Source organism: Microbacterium sp. Leaf203, from assembly GCF_001421275.1.
Classification (GTDB): Bacteria; Actinomycetota; Actinomycetes; order Actinomycetales; family Microbacteriaceae; genus Microbacterium; species Microbacterium testaceum_A.
This window is the reverse complement of record NZ_LMKF01000001.1, coordinates 34,094-51,822: the sequence shown is the minus strand read 5'-3', so window position 1 is coordinate 51,822 and position 17,729 is coordinate 34,094. Positions and strand designations below refer to the sequence as shown.

Genomic DNA, 17,729 nt, shown 5'->3' with positions numbered 1-17,729 from the left:
GCCCCTACCGACCGCCCCGGTCGTACGCCACCTGCAGTGCCGCGCGCACGGCGCGTACACCGGGGCGGTCGGCCGTTCCGCGGCGCACCGCCGTGAACACCTCGCGCCGCGGGTGGTCAGGAAGGCCGACGAGTCGCACGGGCGGGGTCTCGCCCGCGAAGACGAGGTCGGGGATCATCCCCACGGCATGACCGGATGCCACGAGCCGGGCCTGCGCGGTGAGGTCGGCCATCTCGAACCTCACGTCGGGCTCGAACCCGGCGGCCCGACACTGTTGGGTGGCCCACTGGCGGGCGGCCGTGCCCACCGGTTCCATCACCCACGCGCGCTCGCGGAGGTCTTCGAGGTGCTGAGCGGGATCGTCGCGCGAGACGGCGAGACGGATGGCGTCGCGCCCCAGGAGACCGCGCTCGAGGCCCTCGCGGTGCTCGCGCGTGTGACCGGGGTACTGCTCGGCCACAGCGAGGTCGAAGCCGCGCGCGGCGACCTCGAACAGCCCCTCCTCGGGAGCGAGCTCGGCGACCTCGACGCGCAGCTGCGGCTCGCTCTCAGCGAGGGCGTCGAGGGCGCGGGGGAGCAGGCCGTGCGCGGCGGACTGCATCACGGCCAGACGCACCGGGGCGAGGGAGGGCCGCATGCGCTCGAGCTCCGCGCGCGCGGCCTCGTCGGCGGCGAGCATTCGGGCCGCGTGGGCGGCGAGCGCAGCGCCCTGCGCGGTGAGGCGCACGCGGCGGCCGTCGGGTTCCAGCAGGGGCACTCCCGCCTCCTTCTCGAGCAGCGCGAGCTGCTGCGAGATGGTCGACGGACTGTACGCGAGCGCCTCGGCGACGGCGGCGAGGGTGCCCCGCACCGACAGCTCGTGCAGCAGGCGCAAACGGCGCAGATCGAACATGGCATCCTTTCGGGTCTATCGAAGAGTATGCGTCAAGAATCATCGCTTTTCTCGAACGTATGCGAGCCCCATGCTGAGAGCATCCGAGGAAGGATCGCCATGTCGCTCACCGATGTCCCCGACACCACGTCCGGCACCACCCCCGCCGCACTCGTCTCTCCCCACGAGCTCGCCGACGAGGCGATCGCCCTCGTGCGCCGCTGGCTCGCCGAGAGCCGCGACGAGCCCGTCGACGCCGCCGCCCAGCGCCTTGCCGGGGTGCTCCGCGACCCGCACGGCCTCGACTTCACCGTCGGCTTCGTCGACGGCGTCGTGCGTCCCGAAGACGTGCGCGTCGCCGCGCGCAACCTCGCCGCGCTCACCCCGCTCATCCCGGGCTTCCTTCCACTGCACCTGAAGGCCGCGATCCGCCTCGGCGCATTCGCTGCGCCGATCCTCCCGCAGGTCGTCGTGCCCGCCGCCCGCACGGCGCTGCGCTCGATGGTGCGCCACCTCATCGTCGACGCCACCGACCGCAAGCTCGGCGAGGCGATCACCTCGATCCGGGGTCGGGGAGACGGCATCCGCCTCAACGTGAACCTGCTCGGCGAGGCGATCCTCGGCAAGAAAGAGGCGGCGCGGCGCCTGGCCGGCACCCGCAAGCTGCTCTCGCGCGACGACGTCGACTACGTCTCGATCAAGGTGTCGTCCACCGTCGCCCCGCACACGCCGTGGGCCTTCGATGCCGCCGTCGCCGACGCGGTCGCCGCCCTTCGCCCCCTGTACCGGGTGGCCAAGGAGACGGGCACGTTCCTGAACCTCGACATGGAGGAGTTCAAGGACCTCGACCTCACCCTCGCCGTCTTCGAGACGCTGTTGGGCGAGCCCGAGTTCCACGGCGTCGAGGCCGGCATCGTGCTGCAGGCCTACCTGCCCGATGCGCTGGCCGCGATGATCCGCCTGCAGGAATGGACCGCCGCGCGGGTGGCATCCGGGGGAGCCCACATCAAGGTGCGCGTGGTCAAGGGCGCGAACCTGCCGATGGAGCGGGTGGATGCCGATGTGCACGACTGGCCGCTCGCCACCTGGCCCTCGAAGCAGGCGACCGACGCCTCGTACAAGGCCGTACTCGACTACGCGCTGCGCCCCGAGCACACCGCGAACGTGCGCATCGGCGTCGCCGGGCACAACCTCTTCGACGTCGCCCTCGCGTGGCTGCTCGCCGAGCGGCGCGGCGTCACCGGCGGCATCGACGTCGAGATGCTCCTCGGCATGGCGACCGCGCAGCAGGCCGTCGTGCGTCGCACGGTCGGCTCGATCCTGCTGTACACCCCCGTGGTGCACCCGCAGGAGTTCGACGTCGCGATCGCCTACCTGATCCGCCGCCTCGAAGAGGGCGCGTCGAGCGAGAACTTCATGTCGGCGGTGTTCGACCTCGACACCCACGAGGCGCTGTTCTCGCGCGAGCGCGACCGCTTCCTCGCCTCGCTCGCCGACATGCCCTCGGGCGTGCCAGCGTCCAACCGCGTGCAGGACCGCACTGCTCCCGCGGCGCCCGCGCCGACCCACGGCTTCCGCAACACCCCCGACTCCGACCCGGCGATCGCGGCCAACCGCGACTGGTCGCGGGCGATCGTCGCGCGCATGGAGGAGTCGACCCTCGGCGCGCAGACCATCGCCGACCACACGGTCACCGACGAGACCGCGCTGAACGCGGTGATCCAGGATGCCGCGGACGCCGCCGCGTCGTGGCGCGCGCTCGGGGCCGCCGGTCGCGCCGAGATCCTGCACCGCGCGGGCGACGCCCTCGAGAAGCGCCGCGCCGACCTGCTCGAGGTCATGGGCGCCGAGTGCGGCAAGGTCATCGAGCAGAGCGACCCCGAAGTGTCGGAGGCGATCGACTTCGCCCACTACTACGCCGAGCAGGCGCGCACGCTCGAGACCGTCGACGGCGCGGCCTTCACCCCGGTCGGTGTGACCGTGGTCACCCCGCCGTGGAACTTCCCCGTCGCGATCCCCGCGGGCTCCACTCTCGCCGCGCTCGCCGCGGGCTCAGCCGTGGTCATCAAGCCCGCGGGCCTCGCCGAGCGCTCGGGCGCCGTCATGGTCGAGGCGCTGTGGGAGGCCGGCGTTCCGCGCGAGGTGCTGAAGCTCGTGCAGGTGTCGGAGAACGACCTCGGTCGGCAGCTGCTCACCCACCCCGCCGTCGAGCGGGTCGTGCTCACCGGCGCGTACGAGACGGCCGAGCTGTTCCGCTCGTTCCGCCCCGACCTGCCGCTGCTGGCCGAGACGAGCGGCAAGAACGCCGTGATCGTCACCCCCAGCGCGGACCTCGACCTCGCGGCCAAGGACGTCGCGATGTCGGCCTTCGGCCACGCGGGACAGAAGTGCTCCGCGGCATCCCTCGTCGTGCTCGTCGGATCGGTCGCGCGCTCGCGTCGCTTCCGCGACCAGCTCGTCGACGCCGTCACCTCTCTCGAGGTCGGCTTGCCGTGGGACGAGGCTTCGCGCGTCGGACCCCTCATCGAGCCCGCCAACGGCAAGCTGCTGAAGGCCCTGACGAGCCTCGAGCCCGGCCAGCGCTGGGTGGTCGAGCCGAAGCGCCTCGACGACGAGGGATCGCTCTGGCGTCCCGGCATCCGCGAGGGCGTGCAGCCCGGCAGCGAGTTCCACCGCACCGAGTACTTCGGCCCCGTGCTCGGCATCATGACCGCCGAGACCCTCGACGAGGCGATCGAGATCGTCAACGCCATCGAGTACGGCCTCACCTCGGGCCTGCACGCGCTCGACGAGGCCGAGATCCAGCAGTGGCTCTCGCGCATCGAGGCCGGAAACGTCTACGTCAACCGCGGCACCACCGGCGCGATCGTGCAGCGCCAGCCGTTCGGAGGGTGGAAGAAGTCGGCCGTCGGCGCGGGCACCAAGGCCGGCGGACCGCACTACCTCTTCGGGTTCGGAGAGTGGGCGGATGCCGAGACCTCGGCGCCCCGCACGCCCGACGCCCTCGCCGCCCCGGCGCTGGCCGCCGTGCCCGCCGCCGACCGCGAGTGGGTGGCATCCGCCCTCTCGAGCGACGCCGCCGCGTGGGCCGAGGAGTTCGCGCTGGCCCGCGACGTGACCGGCCTGGAGTCGGAGCAGAACGTGCTGCGCTACGCCGCGGTGCCCGTGACCGTGCGCCTCGAAGACGCCTCCGAGGCCGCGCTGGTGCGCGTGGTCGCGGCGGGCGTCCGCGCCCGCTCGACGGTGACGGTCAGCACGGCGCGCGAGCTCTCGCCCGCCGTGCGCGCCTGGCTCGAGGGCGTGGGAGTTCGGGCATCGGTCGAAGACGGCGCGGACTGGGGTCGCCGCGCGGCGCGCCTCGCCCGCACCGGCGGCCGCATTCGCCTGCTCGGCGGGTCGCCCGTTGCGGTGGCCGAGGCGACGAACGGTTCGCCCTCGGTGGCCGTGTACGCGGGCGAGGTCACCCGTGCCGGGCACGTCGAACTGCTGCCGTTCCTGCGCGAGCAGGCCGTCTCGATCACGGCGCATCGCTTCGGCACCCCGCGACGGTACGAGGTGCCGCCGCTGGTCGGCTGAGAACGGAGAAGGGCGGGGCCGTCGTGTGACGGCCCCGCCCTTCGTCGTCCCGCCGATGTGCGGGAGTCACGGCACCCCGCTGACCACACCTCCCGCGGGAACGCGGATCGGGGCGCGTCGCGGAGCCTCGCGGGACGCAACGCAGGAGTTCTGCCGCGAGCCGGTGGGTCTTCCCGCGGGAGCGGCGGGTCTGCACGCTCGCGGGTGCGCACAACTCCTGCACAAGGGCGCGGGTGAGGCGCTCGTTCCGGCAGGCGGGGCGGATTGCAGGAGCCGTGTCGGGTTTCAGGCCGTGCCCGAGGCCTCGACGCGGCGCGCGGCCCGGCGAACCGACTCCGGCACCGGCGTTCCCGCCATCGTCTGCGGCGAGGTGACGGGGTCGCCGGCGACGACCCGCAACGGCAGCATCCCGGCCCAGACGGAGCGGTCCTCCCCGTCGTCGTCGACCTCGACGAGAGAGCCGGCGTTGTCCTTCACGCTCGCCTGGGCCAGCGGGATGCGCAGCACCATGGTCGCCGCGATCTCGCGCGCGGTCATGGGTCGCACGTCTTCGCTGCGCCCCGGCATGAGGTGCTCCGACAGGGTGAGTAGAGCCGCTTCCTTCTCTTCGGGAGGGACGACGGATGCCACCGCGTGCACGACCGCGCAGCGGTAGCGCATCGAGCTGTCGAAGAGCGAACGAGCGTACTTCAGGCCCATCAGGTGCGTGATCGTCAGGCTCACCGGGGCTCCGGCGGCGATGCGGCGGAAGAAATCGCTGCCGGTCGAGCCGTGCACGAGGAGGTCGTCGCCGTCGCGACCGATGCCCACCGGAAGGGCGACCGGGCGGTCGTCGCGGACGATCGCGAGGGTGGCGTACAGGGCCGTGTCGATCACGTCGTACAGGGCCGCGCGGTCGGTGCGCTGATGGTGGGCGCCGCGGCGGACGCGCGTCAGGGTGGTCAGGGGCAGGTCGGTCATGGGTTCAGTCCACGCGAGTTCGTGGTCCAGGTCATAGTCCGCTTTTCCCGCATTCTCGTGGACCAGTGACAGAATCCGAGACATGATCTCCGCCGGCATCCTGGATCGCGAATCGTCGGTGCCCCTGCACGAGCAACTCGCGCACAACCTGCGCGCGGCGATCCTGTCCGGACGCACCGGTGGGGGAGAGCCGGTCCCCTCGACGCGCGTGCTCGCCGCCGATCTCGGGATCGCGCGGGGGACGGCGGTGGCCGCCTACGAGATCCTCGCGGGGGAGGGCTACCTGGTGACGCGCGCCGGGAGCGCGACCGTCGTCGCCGAGGTCGTCGGCTCGTCGACCGGCCCGGTCCAGAGGGGCTCCCGGCCCTCGCCGGCGACGACTCCCACCCTCGTCGACCTGCGCCCCGGGCGTCCGCACACCGCGGGCATCGCCGACGCCGCCTGGCGCTCGGCGTGGCGGCGGGCGGGAGGCGTCGATCCGGCATCCGATGTCGACGACGTGCGGGGCGATCCGCTTCTGCGCGACCAGATCGCCCGGCATCTCGGACGCACCCGCGGGCTCGACGTGGTTCCCGACGAGGTCATCGTGACCGCGGGGACGAGCGATGCGGTGCTGCTGACGCTGCTCGCGCTCACGCCCCGGAACGTCGGTCGCCCCCTCCGCGTGGGCATCGAGAACCCGGGATACCCGCGCGTTCGTCGGGTCCTGCACCGGCTGGGGGTCGAGGCGGTGCCGTTCCCGGTGCGCCTCGACGACGGTCTCGATCTCGACGCCGTCGAGGCCCGCGCCGATCTGGACGCCCTCGTCGTCACTCCTCACCATCACTACCCCCTCGGAACACGGTTGGATGCCGCTGCCCGCGCGCGACTGCTCGCCTGGGCCGCGCGCACCGGCGCGGTGATCGTCGAAGACGACTACGACAGCGAGTTCCCCCACGGGCGGGCACCGTTGCCCCCGCTTCACCTGCTCGATCCCGCGCGGGTCGTCATGATCGGCACCCTGTCGAAGGTCCTCAGCCCGGCGTTGCGGAGCGGGTGGATCGTCGCCACCGGGGAGCTGCGCGATCGCCTCGTCGCGGCTCGGGCCGACCTCGACCCGCCGGTGTCGCAGGTGCAGCAGCGCGCGCTTGCCCTGTACCTCGGCGAGGGCGCGCTCGCACGGCACACCGCCCGTCGCCGTCGCGACTATCGCCACCGCCGCCGCCTGCTGCTCGAAGCGTTCGCCGAGATCGAGGGGGTGGAGCTCACCGCGACCGACGGTGGGCTGCACGCCGTGGTCCTGCTCCCCGCGGCCGGGGCCGGGACCGAGCAGGACGTGGTCGACCGGCTCGCGGAGGCGGACGTCCGCGTGGCCCCTCTGACCTCGTACGGGGTTCCCGGCGCTTCGACTGACCTCCCCGCGGGCATCGTCTTCGGCTACGCGGGTCCGTCGACGGTCGTCCTGATGGATGCCGTGCAGACCATGATCCGCCTGCTGACGCGTCGCGACGATCCTTGCGATTGACGCCCGCTACCGCCCGAGGATCTCCAGCGCCGCCATCGCCGCGTTCTGGCCGCCGATGCCGCTGACCGCCCCGCCGCGCTGGGCGCTCGAGCCGCACAGCAGCACGCGCGCGTGCGGGGTCGCCACGCCCCAGCGGTCGGCGGGGGAGTCGGCCGGTGCCGAGAGCCAGGGCCACGACAGCGCGCCGTGGAAGATGTCGCCGCCGATCATGTTCAGCGATTCCTCGAGATCGCGTGTCGTCCGGGCCTCGATGCACAAGCGACCGTCGGGTGCCCGCAGGATGCAGTCGCGCAGGGGCTCGGCGAGGACGGAATCGAGCGAGGCCTGCGCGGCCGCGAGCAGGCGGGCACCGGCGGCCACGGCATCCGTGTCGTCGATCAGGCGATGCGGAACCTGCAGGCCGAACATCGTGAGCGTCTGCGCGCCCGATGCCCGCAGTTCGTCGCCGAGGATCGACGGATCGGTGAGCGAGTGACAGGAGATCTCGACCGGGAGCGGCTCGGGGATGAGCCCTCCGGATGCCGCCGCGTGGGCGGCATCCAACTGGGTCATCGTCTGGTTGACGTGGAACGTGCCCGAGAACGCGGCCTGGGGGGTCACCGACTCGTCCCGCAGACGGGGCAGACGCGAGAGCAGCATGTTGACCTTGACCTGCGCCCCCTCGGGCTCGTCGGCGCCCGTCGTCGCGGCTCCGCCCGCGGCGAGTAGCCGATCGAGTACGGCGCGGCCGACACCGCTGAGCACGAGGTCCCCGTGGAAGACCTCGGAGCGGTCGGTCATGGTGTGCACGTCGCCGTCGGGTGAGATCGAGACGACCTCGACCCCCGTGACGATCTCGGCCCCCGCTTCGCGGGCCGCGCGCTCGAGCTCGGCCGTGACGGCGCCCATGCCGCCCACCGGGACGTCCCAGTCCCCGGTTCCGCCGCCGATCACGTGGTAGAGGAAGCAGCGGTTCTGGGCGAGGGAGGGGTCGTCGGACGACGCGAACGTGCCGATGAGGCCGTCGGTGAGCGCGATGCCCCGCACCAGGTCGCTGTCGAACGAGGAGCGCAGCAGATCCCCCAGGGGGCGCGTCGTCAGGGCATCCCACAGCTCGTCGTCGCCCACGCGCTCGCGCACCTCGTCAGCGGTGGGCAACGGCTCGGTCATCGTGGGGAAGACGGCCCTCGCCACCGGGGCGAGCCGGTCGCCGAACGCCGCGAAGCGTTCGGCCTCAGCGGCGTCGCCGGTCGTGCGCGCGAACGAGGCGGCGGTCGCCTCGGCATCGTGGGTGTCGACCAGGATGCCGCGGGTGGGATCGGTCGGGTCGGGCGTGTAGGAGGAATAGCGTCGACGACGCAGCTCGAGGCGGAGCCCCAGATCGTCGATGATCTGCTGCGGCAGCAGGCTCACGAGGTACGAGTAGCGCGACAGTCGAGCATCGACCCCCGCCCACGGGCGCTCCGACACGGCGGCGCCGCCCACGGCATCCGATCTCTCGATCACCACCACGCGTCGCCCTGCCCGGGCGAGATAGGCCGCGGAGACGAGGGCGTTGTGCCCGCCCCCCACGATGACGACGTCGTACCGGCGAGAATCCGAAGCGGTCATGGCCCCACGCTAACCACGGGGACGAATTCGTCGCAGGGGGTGGCGCACGTAGCCTGGATGCCATGACTTCCGCAGCCGACCTGCTCGAGATCGCCACGCGTATCGCTCGCGAAGCCGGGGAACTGGCCCACCGTCGGCGCCGGGAGGGGGTGACCGTCGCCGCCACCAAGTCGGCCGCCGCCGACATCGTCACCGCCGCCGACCGGGAGGTCGAGGCCTTCATCCGCGCCGAGCTCGCGCGCGAGCGGCCCGACGACGGCTTCTTCGGCGAGGAGTCCGGGGCCGAAGAGGGAACGAGCGGCATCACGTGGGTCGTCGACCCGATCGACGGCACCGTCAACTACGCGTACGGGATCCCGGCGTGGGCCGTGAGCATCGCCGCCGTCGAGGGGACTGCCGAGACCGCGGCGTGGACCGCGCTCGCCGGGGCCGTGTTCAACCCCGTGACCAGCGAGCTCTTCCGGGCCTCGCGCGGCGGGGGAGCCTGGCTCGGCGACCAGCGCCTCGCGGTCAGCGAGGTGGGGCCCGCCGGAGGCCTCGTCGCGACCGGTTTCGGGTACAACCCCGAGACGCACGGCCCGGCTCTTGCGCAGCTCGCCCGCGTCATGCCGATCGCCCGGGATGTGCGCCGTATCGGCGCGGCCTCCCTCGACCTGGCCTCGGTGGCCGCCGGACGCGTCGACGCGTACTACGAGCGCGGGACGCAGCCGTGGGATCACGCCGCCGGCGCGCTCCTGGTGGCGGAGGCGGGCGGCGCCATCGGAGGCGCCCCCGGAGGCCGGCCCGGAAACGGCATGGTCATCGCCGCGGGACCGGACTTCTACAGCCGTCTCGAGCCGCTGCTGGACTACGAGCGCTGACAGAGCGTCTGCTCATGGCATTCCCAGACCAGCCGAGGTAGGGTGTTTACCAGTTCGTTATCTTTCGCAACCCGAACCTGCGGAGATGGCCAAGCCCCCCCAGCCCGAAGCCGTCGCTTTTCGCGACACGACACGAGAGCCCTTCCGCGTTGCCGTCAGAAGCCTCTGAGACTGAGCCCGCCGCCACCCGGCGGTCTCGTCGCCCCCTCCCCACGCCCGCTCCCGAGACGACCCCCCGGCTGACCCGAGCCGAGATGCGCCGTCGCTCCGCGAGCGAGACCCCCGTCGCCACGCTCGACGCCCCCGCGTCGGCACCCAAGGCCGCCGACCCCGCCCCGGTCGACGCCGAGGCCGCCTCTCAGCCCGAGCTGATCGAGAGCGTCGCCGCCGCGGTCGTCGAGACCGTCATCGCCGCGACCATCGAGCCGACCCTGCCGTCGCGCGACACCGCCGCGATTCCCGCCGAGCAGACCCCGGATGCCGCGTCCTCCGACGCCCTCGAGGTCACCGTCGTCGATGAGCAGCGTCGTTCCGACGACGTCGCCGTGATTCTGCAGAGCGCGGACGGCGCCGTCGCGACCACCCCGGTGTCGCTGCCGACCTCGCCCATCACCCTTCCCGCCAGCCGCCGCGCGCGTCGTCGCCCCCAGGCGTCGGTCATCCTCGACTCCACGGTCGACGAGACCCCCGTCGTGTCCGAGCCGGTCGCTGAGCCGGTGTCCGAGCCCGTCGCGCGCCAGATGACGAAGACCGTCGTCGAGCAGCCCGCCATCGAGCGGCCGGACACCGCCGACGAGACGGCCGCGGACGAGTTCGCGAACGCCGCGCGCCTGTTCTCCTTCACCGGCGAGACGCCCACGCAGCAGGCGGCGCCGGTCACCCCGGCTCCTGAGCCCGTCTCGGAGGGCCTGCCCGCAGCAGCCGCTCCCCGCACTCGCCGCAACGTCCGCCGCATCGCGGCGACGTCCTTCTCGGTCGGCGTCATGGGCGTCGTCGGACTCCTCACGGTCGGCATGACAATGCCCGTGAGCGCGATCGCCTCGGCGAGCGGCACCGACAGCATCACCGCCCCCGCGGCCGACACCGCGACGACCCGTCTCGCGGTCGGCGGGGACGTCGCCTCGGCCGACGGAGCGATCCAGGCCTACGTCGCGCCCGCTCAGTCGCAGGCCGCGGTCGTCGACCGCGCCGACGGCTACAGCGCCACCACGTACTCCAAGATGGCCGTCGACTCGGGCATCAAGTACCCCACGAACTTCTACGTCAACGACCCGACGGCGCCCATCCAGTGGCCCTTCGCGGTCGGCGTGTCGATCTCGTACGGCTTCGGCATGCGCGACGGCGGCTTCCACGAGGGTGCGGACTTCGTCCCCGGTGAGGGCGCACCCGTCCAGGCGATCGCCGACGGCACCGTCCGCATCGCGACCGAGCAGGGCGGCGCCTTCGGTGTGACCGTGCTGATCGACCACGTGATCGACGGCCAGCTCGTCTCGAGCCGCTACGGACACATGCAGTACGGCTCGCTCCAGGTCACCCCGGGCGAGAAGGTCCACGTCGGACAGTTCCTCGGACGCACCGGCAACACCGGTCGCTCGTTCGGCGCGCACACGCACGTCGAGATCCTGCAGAACGGCACGACCCCGATCGACCCGATCGCGTGGCTGCGCCAGCACGCCGGCGGCTGACCCTCGATTCGTAAGAGAGTGTCGAGGTCTGATATTCTCTTCTAGTTGCCCGGAGCGATCCGGGTACGCCCCGATAGCTCAGTGGCAGAGCACTTCCATGGTAAGGAAGGGGTCGTCAGTTCAATCCTGACTCGGGGCTCAAGGCATCCTCATCTGAATCCTGGATGCCGTGCGGCGGGGTAGCTCAGTTGGTGAGAGCGCACGACTCATAATCGTGAGGTCGCGGGTTCAAGCCCCGCTCCCGCTACAGATTCTTCGCGAAGCCGTCCTCCGGGGCGGCTTTCGTTTTGTCGCCGCGAGGGGCGCGCGGCGGACTCCTCGCGCCCCGATAGGGTGAGCCGCGTGAGTGATTCGGGAGAGTTCGTCCAATCCCTCGCTCGCGGTCTCGAGGTGATCCGGGCATTCGACGCCGAGAATCCGGCGCTGACGCTCAGCGACGTCGCCCGTCGCGCCGATCTGACCCGTGCCGCCGCCCGCCGCTTCCTCCAAACGCTCGAGACTCTTGGCTACGTACGTGCCGACGGTCGGGTCTTCTCGCTCACGCCGCGCGTCCTCGAGCTCGGTTTCAGCTATCTCTCCGCGCTGTCGCTGCCGGCGCTGGCTCAGCCGCACCTCGAGCGCCTGTCGCGCGAGGTGGGGGAGAGCGTCTCGTCGGCCGTGCTCGACGGTGCCGACATCGTCTACGTCGCTCGCGTTCCCACGCGACGGATCATGAGCGTCGGGATCACGATCGGCACGCGCTTTCCCGCGTACGCCACCAGCATGGGGCGGGTGCTGCTCGCGGCCCTCGCCGAAGCGGACGCGCGACAGATCGTGGCCGCGTCGCACCCCGCGTCCCTTACCCCGCGCACGCGCACGGACGTCGATGCGATCGTCGCGGAGCTCGAGGCGGTGCGTGCTCAGGGGTGGGCTCTCGTGGACGGCGAGCTCGAAGAGGGGCTGCGGTCTCTCGCGGCGCCCCTTCACGATCGCTCGGGCGCGGTGGTCGCGGCGGTGAACATCTCGGCCAGCTCTCGCGGTGACGCGGACGAATGGCGCGAGCAGTGCCTGCCGGCGTTGCGGGCCGCCGCGGCCGAGATCGACGCGGACCTCCGCCTGGTCTGAATCGTCGAGAAGCCCCGCTCGTGCGGCGGGCGGGGCCTTGCCGTGCCCGCGGTGATCGGCGTATCCTGTTCGCATAACGTACGTGTGTACGCACAGCGAACAAGCGAGGATGCTCCGCATGATCGACAAGACCGTCCCCGACCTCGCGTCGGCCGTCGCAGGGATCGCCGACGGGGCGACCGTGATGATCGGCGGTTTCGGCCGCGCGGGTCAGCCCGTCGAGCTGATCGACGCGCTCATCGCGCACGGCGCCGGCGATCTCACCGTCGTCAACAACAACGCCGGCAACGGCGACACCGGGCTCGCGGCCCTCCTGGCCGCAGGTCAGGTGAGCAAGATGATCTGCTCGTTCCCGCGCCAGAGCGACTCGTGGGTGTTCGACGGGCTCTTCCGCGACGGCAAGGTCGAGCTCGAACTCGTGCCGCAGGGGAACCTCGCCGAGCGCATCCGCGCCGCGGGTGCCGGCATCGGTGGGTTCTTCACCCCCACCGGCTTCGGGACGCAGCTCGCCGAGGGCAAGGAGACGCGGCGCATCGACGACCGCGACTACGTGCTCGAATACCCCATCCACGCGGATGCCGCGCTGATCAGCGCCCGCGCCGCCGACCGCTGGGGCAACCTCGTCTACCGCGAGACGGCGCGCAACTTCGGACCCATCATGGCCGCCGCCGCGGCGACCACCATCGTCCAGGTCGACGAGGTCGTCGAACTCGGATCCCTCGACCCCGAGTCCGTCGTGACGCCGGGGATCTACGTCGATCGCGTCGTCGCCGTGGGGGAGCGACGGTGGCTGCGCGACGGCGTCTTCGTCGGCGGCGTCGACATCGAGGGCCGGGCCCTGGCATCCGAGGAGGAGAAATGACCACTCGCATCTCGCGGCGCGATCTCGCCGCTCGCGTGGCATCCGACATCCCCGAGGGAGCCGTCGTGAACCTCGGCATCGGCGCGCCGACCCTGGTCGCCGACTACCTGCCCGCCGGGCTCGAGATCGTGCTGCACACCGAGAACGGCATGCTCGGCATGGGCCCGGCCCCCGAGCGCGGCCGGGTCGACCCCGATCTCATCAACGCGGGAAAGCAGCCCGTCACCGCGCTCGCCGGAGCCGCGTACTTCCACCACGCCGACTCGTTCGCCATGATGCGCGGCGGCCACCTCGACGTGTGCGTGCTGGGCGCGTTCCAGGTGTCGGCCGGCGGTGACCTCGCCAACTGGTCGACCGGCGAGCCCGGCGCGATCCCGGCCGTGGGTGGGGCGATGGACCTCGCCATCGGCGCGAAGGACGTCTACGTCATGACCGACCTGCTCACCAAGGGCGGCGAGCCCAAGCTCGTCGCGGCCTGCAGCTACCCGCTGACCGGGGTCGGCTGCGTCTCGCGGGTCTACACCGATCACGGCGTCTTCGACGTCACCCTCGACGGCTTTCGCGTGCGCGAGCTGTTCGGCGACAACACCCACGCCGAGATCGAGGCGCTTCTCGGTCTGACCCTTCTCGACCAGGAGAGCTGACCATGCCCGCTTCGTTCGTCTACGACGCCGTCCGCACCCCCTTCGCCCGCCACGCCAAGGCCTTCGCCGACGTGCGCCCCGACGACCTGGCCGCCACGGTCATGGCATCCGTCGTCGAACGCACCGGGATCGACCCCGCGCGCATCGAAGACGTGATCTTCGGCGACGCGAACCAGGCCGGCGAAGACAACCGCAACGTCGCGCGCTTCGGTGCGCTACTCGCGGGCTTCCCCTCGTCGGTGCCCGGAACGACCATCAACCGCCTGTGCGGATCGTCGCTGGATGCCGTGATCCAGGGCTCGCGCGCGATCGAAGCCGGAGATGCCGACGTGATCCTCGCGGGCGGCGTCGAATCGATGACGCGGGCCCCGTTCGTGGTCGAGAAGAGTCCGCGGCCCTTCCCCGCCGCCACCCAGACGATGTGGAACACCTCGATCGGCTGGCGCATGACAAACCCGCGGCTGCGGAAGGACTGGACGATCTCGAACGGCGAGAGCGCCGAGAAGCTGGCCGAGCTCTACGACATCTCGCGCGAGGAGCAGGACGCCTTCGCCGCCCGCAGCCACCGCCTCGCCGCAGCGGCGTGGGCCGAGGGACGCTTCGACGACGAGATCGTGCAGGTCGAGGGTCACGCGCTCGCGCGCGACGAAGGCATCCGCGACGACTCCACCGCCGAGGTGCTCGCGGGTCTGCGCCCGGCCTTCCGTCAGGGCGGATCGGTCACCGCGGGCAACTCCTCGCCCATCAACGATGGCGCCTCGGCCGTGCTGTTGGGCGCGGAAGGGGCGATGGATGCCGAGCCCCTGGCCCGCATCGCCGGCCGGGCCGCGTTCGGCAACGACCCCGACGTGTTCGGTGTGGCCCCCGTCGAGGCGGCGAACCGCGCCCTCGCGCGCGCCGGGAAGACGTGGGCCGACGTGACCTTCGTCGAGCTCAACGAGGCGTTCGCGTCGCAGACGCTCGCGTGCGCGAAGCTGTGGACCGAGCTCGACCCCGCCCGCCTCAACGAGAACGGCGGGGCGATCGCGATCGGCCACCCCCTCGGCGCCTCGGGCGGACGCATCATCGCGCGCGCGGCCCACGAGCTGAAACGCCGCGGCGGCGGCGTCGCGGTCGCGGCGATCTGCATCGGCGTGGGTCAGGGCCTCGCGGTGGTGCTCGAGCGCTGAGCCCGCCGCCGCGGCATCCGTGTCACGAGAACAGGCGATGCGCGGGGAACAGGACGATCCGCGCGGAGTCGACCTGTTCTCGTCGCCCACCCTGTTCTGGTGACCGGCCGCGTCGCTCGGCTAGGACTCCTCGGCCCAGCGGTCGCGAGGCCGATCGTCGTCTTCGTCGCGGACATGCCCCGGGGTGGACCACTCCAGCTGGAACCCGCACTCGCGGCACTCGTCGGCGCCGCCGCCCTGTTCGAGCAGCGGGTGCATCGTCACACCGCACGAGGGGCAGATCGGTTGCGCGCCGTCGTCGTAAGGGTCTCTGTAGGTCATGGCCGTCCCGCTCGTCATCCGTCCCCGGGGTCAACCCGCATCCCGTCCGACGTGTTCCCCCGCGTCAGCGGCCCCGGCCCTCCACCGCAGGCATAGGCTCGGCCCATGCCGATCTCCCGTGCCGCTGCGGACCCCGGTCCGACAGTGGGCACCGCATGACGGCATCCGCCCCCGCTCCCGACCCGCGCCGCTGGCGCGCTCTCTCGGTGATGCTGATGGGGCAGTTCGCCGCCCTCCTCGACGTCAGCGTGACGAACGTGGCGCTGCCGTCGATCGGGCGCTCCACCGGAGCGGGCGCGAGCGAGCTGCAGTGGATCGTGACGGGGTACGTGCTAGCCTTCGCGCTCGTCCCGGTCATCGGTGGGAGATTGGGCGATCAGCGTGGGCGGCGGCGCATCTTCACGATCGCCGTCCTCGGGTTCGTCATCGCGAGTGCGGCCGTGGGCCTCGCCCCGAACGCGGGCCTGCTGATCGCGGCGCGCGTCGTCCAAGGGCTCTTCGGCGGAATGATGGGGCCGCAGGTCTCGGGCTTCATCCAGAACGCGTTCCCCGCGTGGGAACGGGGGCGCGCCTTCGGCCGGCTGGGGCTGACGGTCGGTGCGGGAACCGCCCTCGGCCCGGTCATCGCGGGTCTCCTGATCGCGGCGGGAGGGCCCGAGATCGGATGGCGTCTGGTGTTCTTCATCAACGTGCCGGTCGGGATCGCCGCGGTTCTGCTCGCTCGGCGCTGGGTCCCGGCCGACGAGCCGTCCTCCACGGCATCCGGTCGGCGCGTCGACGTGCTCGGCGCGATGCTTCTCGGTGCGGGCGTGCTGTGCCTGCTGTTCCCGATCGTCGAGACGGGGCAGAGCGGCGGCCCGCTCACGCTTCTCTTGCTCCTTCCCGCCGCGGGCTTCCTCTTCGCGCTCGTGCGTCACGAGGCGCGTTTGACGAAGGCGGATGCCGGGCCCCTTCTCGATCTGCGCCTGTTCCGCGTCCGGTCCTTCGTCACGGGTGTCGTCTTCGCGGTCGTCTTCTTCTGCAGCAACACCGGAATCCCGCTGGTGCTCGCGCTCTACTACCAGAACGGTCTCGGCTTCACCGCGCTGCAGTCCGGCCTCGGCGTCACGGCGTACGCGATCGGCTCCGTCGTCGGGGCTCCGGTCGCGGGGCGTTTCGTCTCACGGGTGGGGCGACCGCTTCTGGTCGGTGCCGTCGCGGTTTTCACGAGCGTCACGATCGTCCTCGGACTGCTGGTTCAGGTCGGGGCCGAGGCGACGGACCCGGCGGGGGTCATCCTGCGCCTGTGCGTTCCCCTGTTCGTCCTCGGCATCGCGGGCGGCGCGATCGTCACGCCGAACCAGACGTTGACCCTGGCCGACGTCGATCCCCGGCGGGGCGGCGTCGCCGGCGGAGTGGTCCAGACGGCTCAGCGGGTGGGGTCCTCGATCGGTCAGACCGTCCTCGGCACGGCCTTCGTGCTGGCGGTCGCGGGTGCGGCGGGCTCCGCGGGAGCGGGCTCCCCGGCGAAAGATCCGGCGACGTTCGCCGACGCTCTCACCCTTGCGCTCGCGGTGTCGGTGGTCTTCTCGGGCTCGGCCATCCTGCTGAGTGCGATCGAGGTGCGTCGGCACCGGAACGGCTGACGCGCCCCGCACGCGGGGACGCTAGCGTCGAGGGATGCACGCCACCTCCGCCCGGCTGGGTCTGGGTCTCGCCGCCGTCGGCCGCCCCGCCTACATCACGACCGCGCGAGACAGCGACCTGGGCGACCCCGCCGAGCGCTCGGTCGAGGCCCTGCGCGAGCGCGCGCACGAGCTGCTCGACGAGGCCTGGGCACTCGGCATCCGGTACGTCGATGCCGCCCGCTCCTACGGCCGGGCCGAGGAGTTCCTCGGGTCGTGGCTCGACGTACACCCCGAGCGCCGCGCCGAGTTGACGATCGGGTCGAAGTGGGGCTACGAGTACGTCGGCGGATGGAGGATGGATGCCGCCGTGCACGAGCGCAAAGAGCACTCGGCGGCCATGTTCGACAGGCAGTGGCCCGAGACGCTCGCGGCGCTCGGCTCCGCTCCGGACTACTACCTGGTCCACTCCGTGACCCCGGAGAGTTCCGCCCTCGGCGAAGAGGAGTTACTGGGCAGACTCCGCCGTCTGCGCGCGGACGGGGTGCGGGTCGGACTGTCCACGAGTGGACCGCACCAGGCGGCCGTCATCCGGGCCGCCCTCGCTCTTGCGGATTCGCCGTTCTCGGTCGTGCAGTCCACCTGGAATCTGCTCGAGCCCTCCGTGGCTCCGGCGGTGCAGACCGCCCACGACGCCGGTTGGACGGTCGTGGTCAAAGAAGTCCTCGCCAACGGCGAGCTCGCCCACGCCGAACCCGGGAGTCGCCTCGAGGAATCGGCATCCGGCCTGCCCGTGGACGTCTTCTCGCTCGGCGCCGCGCTGGCGCAGCCGTGGGCCGACGTCGTGCTCAGCGGCGCCACCACGACCACGCACCTGCGCCGCGGCGCGAGCGCGCACCCGGTCGCCGCCCCGGCGGACCTCGCCACGGACCCCGTCGACTACTGGCGTCGGCGCTCGGAACGTCCCTGGCGCTGAGCC

14 protein-coding genes and 2 tRNA genes are annotated in these 17,729 nt (G+C 72.0%); 12 read left to right on the top strand and 4 right to left on the bottom strand.

Annotation, left to right across the window (positions count from 1 at the left end; genetic code table 11):
• Nucleotides 1-4: 4 nt before the first annotated feature.
• Nucleotides 5-892, bottom strand: a complete 888-nt coding sequence (locus ASE56_RS00255) for a LysR family transcriptional regulator (protein ID WP_056223910.1) — start codon at nt 890-892, stop codon at nt 5-7.
• Nucleotides 893-991: 99 nt separating this feature from the next.
• Here ASE56_RS00255 and ASE56_RS00250 point away from each other — a divergent pair, with 99 nt between their 5' ends.
• On the top strand, nt 992-4,447 hold the full coding sequence (locus tag ASE56_RS00250) for a bifunctional proline dehydrogenase/L-glutamate gamma-semialdehyde dehydrogenase (protein WP_056223908.1): 3,456 nt from the start codon (nt 992-994) through the stop codon (nt 4,445-4,447).
• 285 nt (nt 4,448-4,732) lie between these two features.
• Here ASE56_RS00250 and ASE56_RS00245 read toward each other — a convergent pair whose 3' ends face one another.
• Nucleotides 4,733-5,407, bottom strand: coding sequence for a pyridoxamine 5'-phosphate oxidase family protein (locus ASE56_RS00245; RefSeq protein WP_082450255.1), 675 nt, complete (start codon nt 5,405-5,407; stop codon nt 4,733-4,735).
• 82 nt (nt 5,408-5,489) lie between these two features.
• Between ASE56_RS00245 and ASE56_RS00240 the strand changes: the two genes are divergently transcribed.
• Complete coding sequence (locus ASE56_RS00240; protein ID WP_056223906.1) at nt 5,490-6,911, top strand: PLP-dependent aminotransferase family protein; 1,422 nt, start codon at nt 5,490-5,492, stop codon at nt 6,909-6,911.
• 6 nt (nt 6,912-6,917) lie between these two features.
• Here ASE56_RS00240 and ASE56_RS00235 read toward each other — a convergent pair whose 3' ends face one another.
• Complete coding sequence (locus tag ASE56_RS00235; protein ID WP_056223904.1) at nt 6,918-8,501, bottom strand: NAD(P)/FAD-dependent oxidoreductase; 1,584 nt, start codon at nt 8,499-8,501, stop codon at nt 6,918-6,920.
• A 62-nt stretch (nt 8,502-8,563) separates the two neighbouring features.
• Here ASE56_RS00235 and ASE56_RS00230 point away from each other — a divergent pair, with 62 nt between their 5' ends.
• The 8 genes from ASE56_RS00230 to ASE56_RS00195 all read left to right on the top strand — a co-directional run bounded on the left by ASE56_RS00230 (nt 8,564) and on the right by ASE56_RS00195 (nt 14,825).
• Nucleotides 8,564-9,361, top strand: a complete 798-nt coding sequence (locus ASE56_RS00230; RefSeq protein ID WP_056223902.1) for an inositol monophosphatase family protein — start codon at nt 8,564-8,566, stop codon at nt 9,359-9,361.
• A 254-nt stretch (nt 9,362-9,615) separates the two neighbouring features.
• Nucleotides 9,616-11,046 carry a M23 family metallopeptidase gene (locus ASE56_RS00225; RefSeq protein WP_056223899.1) on the top strand — a complete coding sequence of 477 codons (1,431 nt, stop codon included), beginning with the start codon at nt 9,616-9,618 and terminating at the stop codon, nt 11,044-11,046.
• Nucleotides 11,047-11,113: 67 nt separating this feature from the next.
• A tRNA-Thr gene (locus ASE56_RS00220) sits at nt 11,114-11,185 on the top strand.
• A gap of 34 nt (nt 11,186-11,219) precedes the next feature.
• Nucleotides 11,220-11,293, top strand: a tRNA-Met gene (locus tag ASE56_RS00215).
• Nucleotides 11,294-11,388: 95 nt separating this feature from the next.
• Nucleotides 11,389-12,150 (top strand): IclR family transcriptional regulator C-terminal domain-containing protein, encoded by a 762-nt coding sequence (locus ASE56_RS00210; RefSeq protein WP_235556876.1) that lies wholly within the window; start codon nt 11,389-11,391, stop codon nt 12,148-12,150.
• Between the two features lie 118 nt (nt 12,151-12,268).
• On the top strand, nt 12,269-13,012 hold the full coding sequence (locus ASE56_RS00205; protein ID WP_056223895.1) for a 3-oxoacid CoA-transferase subunit A: 744 nt from the start codon (nt 12,269-12,271) through the stop codon (nt 13,010-13,012).
• Nucleotides 13,009-13,656, top strand: a complete 648-nt coding sequence (locus ASE56_RS00200) for a 3-oxoacid CoA-transferase subunit B (protein WP_056223893.1) — start codon at nt 13,009-13,011, stop codon at nt 13,654-13,656. Before ASE56_RS00205 ends, ASE56_RS00200 begins: the two co-directional genes overlap by 4 nt.
• Nucleotides 13,657-13,658: 2 nt before the next feature.
• A complete protein-coding gene (locus ASE56_RS00195) occupies nt 13,659-14,825 on the top strand; it encodes a thiolase family protein (protein ID WP_056223891.1) in 1,167 nt (388 codons plus the stop codon).
• 120 nt (nt 14,826-14,945) lie between these two features.
• Here the strand turns inward: ASE56_RS00195 and ASE56_RS00190 are convergent, their stop codons facing one another.
• Entirely contained in the window at nt 14,946-15,146 is a 201-nt protein-coding gene (locus ASE56_RS00190) for a zf-TFIIB domain-containing protein (RefSeq protein ID WP_143017902.1), read from the bottom strand.
• A 155-nt stretch (nt 15,147-15,301) separates the two neighbouring features.
• On the opposite strand from ASE56_RS00190, the gene ASE56_RS00185 reads away from it, so the two are divergent.
• Both ASE56_RS00185 and ASE56_RS00180 read left to right on the top strand, forming a co-directional pair.
• Nucleotides 15,302-16,771 carry an MFS transporter gene (locus ASE56_RS00185; RefSeq protein ID WP_056223888.1) on the top strand — a complete coding sequence of 490 codons (1,470 nt, stop codon included), beginning with the start codon at nt 15,302-15,304 and terminating at the stop codon, nt 16,769-16,771.
• A gap of 34 nt (nt 16,772-16,805) precedes the next feature.
• Nucleotides 16,806-17,726 carry an aldo/keto reductase gene (locus ASE56_RS00180; RefSeq protein WP_056223886.1) on the top strand — a complete coding sequence of 307 codons (921 nt, stop codon included), beginning with the start codon at nt 16,806-16,808 and terminating at the stop codon, nt 17,724-17,726.
• Nucleotides 17,727-17,729 lie beyond the last annotated feature (3 nt).

What these genes read in the sequence shown, in the direction of transcription:
- ASE56_RS00255 (WP_056223910.1), bottom strand. Translation starts at nt 892, where the DNA reads ATGTTCGATCTGCGCCGTTTGCGCCTGCTGCACGAGCTGTCGGTGCGG.
- ASE56_RS00250 (WP_056223908.1), top strand. Translation starts at nt 992, where the DNA reads ATGTCGCTCACCGATGTCCCCGACACCACGTCCGGCACCACCCCCGCC.
- ASE56_RS00245 (WP_082450255.1), bottom strand. Translation starts at nt 5,407, where the DNA reads ATGACCGACCTGCCCCTGACCACCCTGACGCGCGTCCGCCGCGGCGCC.
- ASE56_RS00240 (WP_056223906.1), top strand. Translation starts at nt 5,490, where the DNA reads ATGATCTCCGCCGGCATCCTGGATCGCGAATCGTCGGTGCCCCTGCAC.
- ASE56_RS00235 (WP_056223904.1), bottom strand. Translation starts at nt 8,501, where the DNA reads ATGACCGCTTCGGATTCTCGCCGGTACGACGTCGTCATCGTGGGGGGC.
- ASE56_RS00230 (WP_056223902.1), top strand. Translation starts at nt 8,564, where the DNA reads ATGACTTCCGCAGCCGACCTGCTCGAGATCGCCACGCGTATCGCTCGC.
- ASE56_RS00225 (WP_056223899.1), top strand. Translation starts at nt 9,616, where the DNA reads ATGCGCCGTCGCTCCGCGAGCGAGACCCCCGTCGCCACGCTCGACGCC.
- ASE56_RS00205 (WP_056223895.1), top strand. Translation starts at nt 12,269, where the DNA reads ATGATCGACAAGACCGTCCCCGACCTCGCGTCGGCCGTCGCAGGGATC.
- ASE56_RS00200 (WP_056223893.1), top strand. Translation starts at nt 13,009, where the DNA reads ATGACCACTCGCATCTCGCGGCGCGATCTCGCCGCTCGCGTGGCATCC.
- ASE56_RS00195 (WP_056223891.1), top strand. Translation starts at nt 13,659, where the DNA reads ATGCCCGCTTCGTTCGTCTACGACGCCGTCCGCACCCCCTTCGCCCGC.
- ASE56_RS00190 (WP_143017902.1), bottom strand. Translation starts at nt 15,146, where the DNA reads ATGACCTACAGAGACCCTTACGACGACGGCGCGCAACCGATCTGCCCC.
- ASE56_RS00185 (WP_056223888.1), top strand. Translation starts at nt 15,302, where the DNA reads ATGACGGCATCCGCCCCCGCTCCCGACCCGCGCCGCTGGCGCGCTCTC.
- ASE56_RS00180 (WP_056223886.1), top strand. Translation starts at nt 16,806, where the DNA reads ATGCACGCCACCTCCGCCCGGCTGGGTCTGGGTCTCGCCGCCGTCGGC.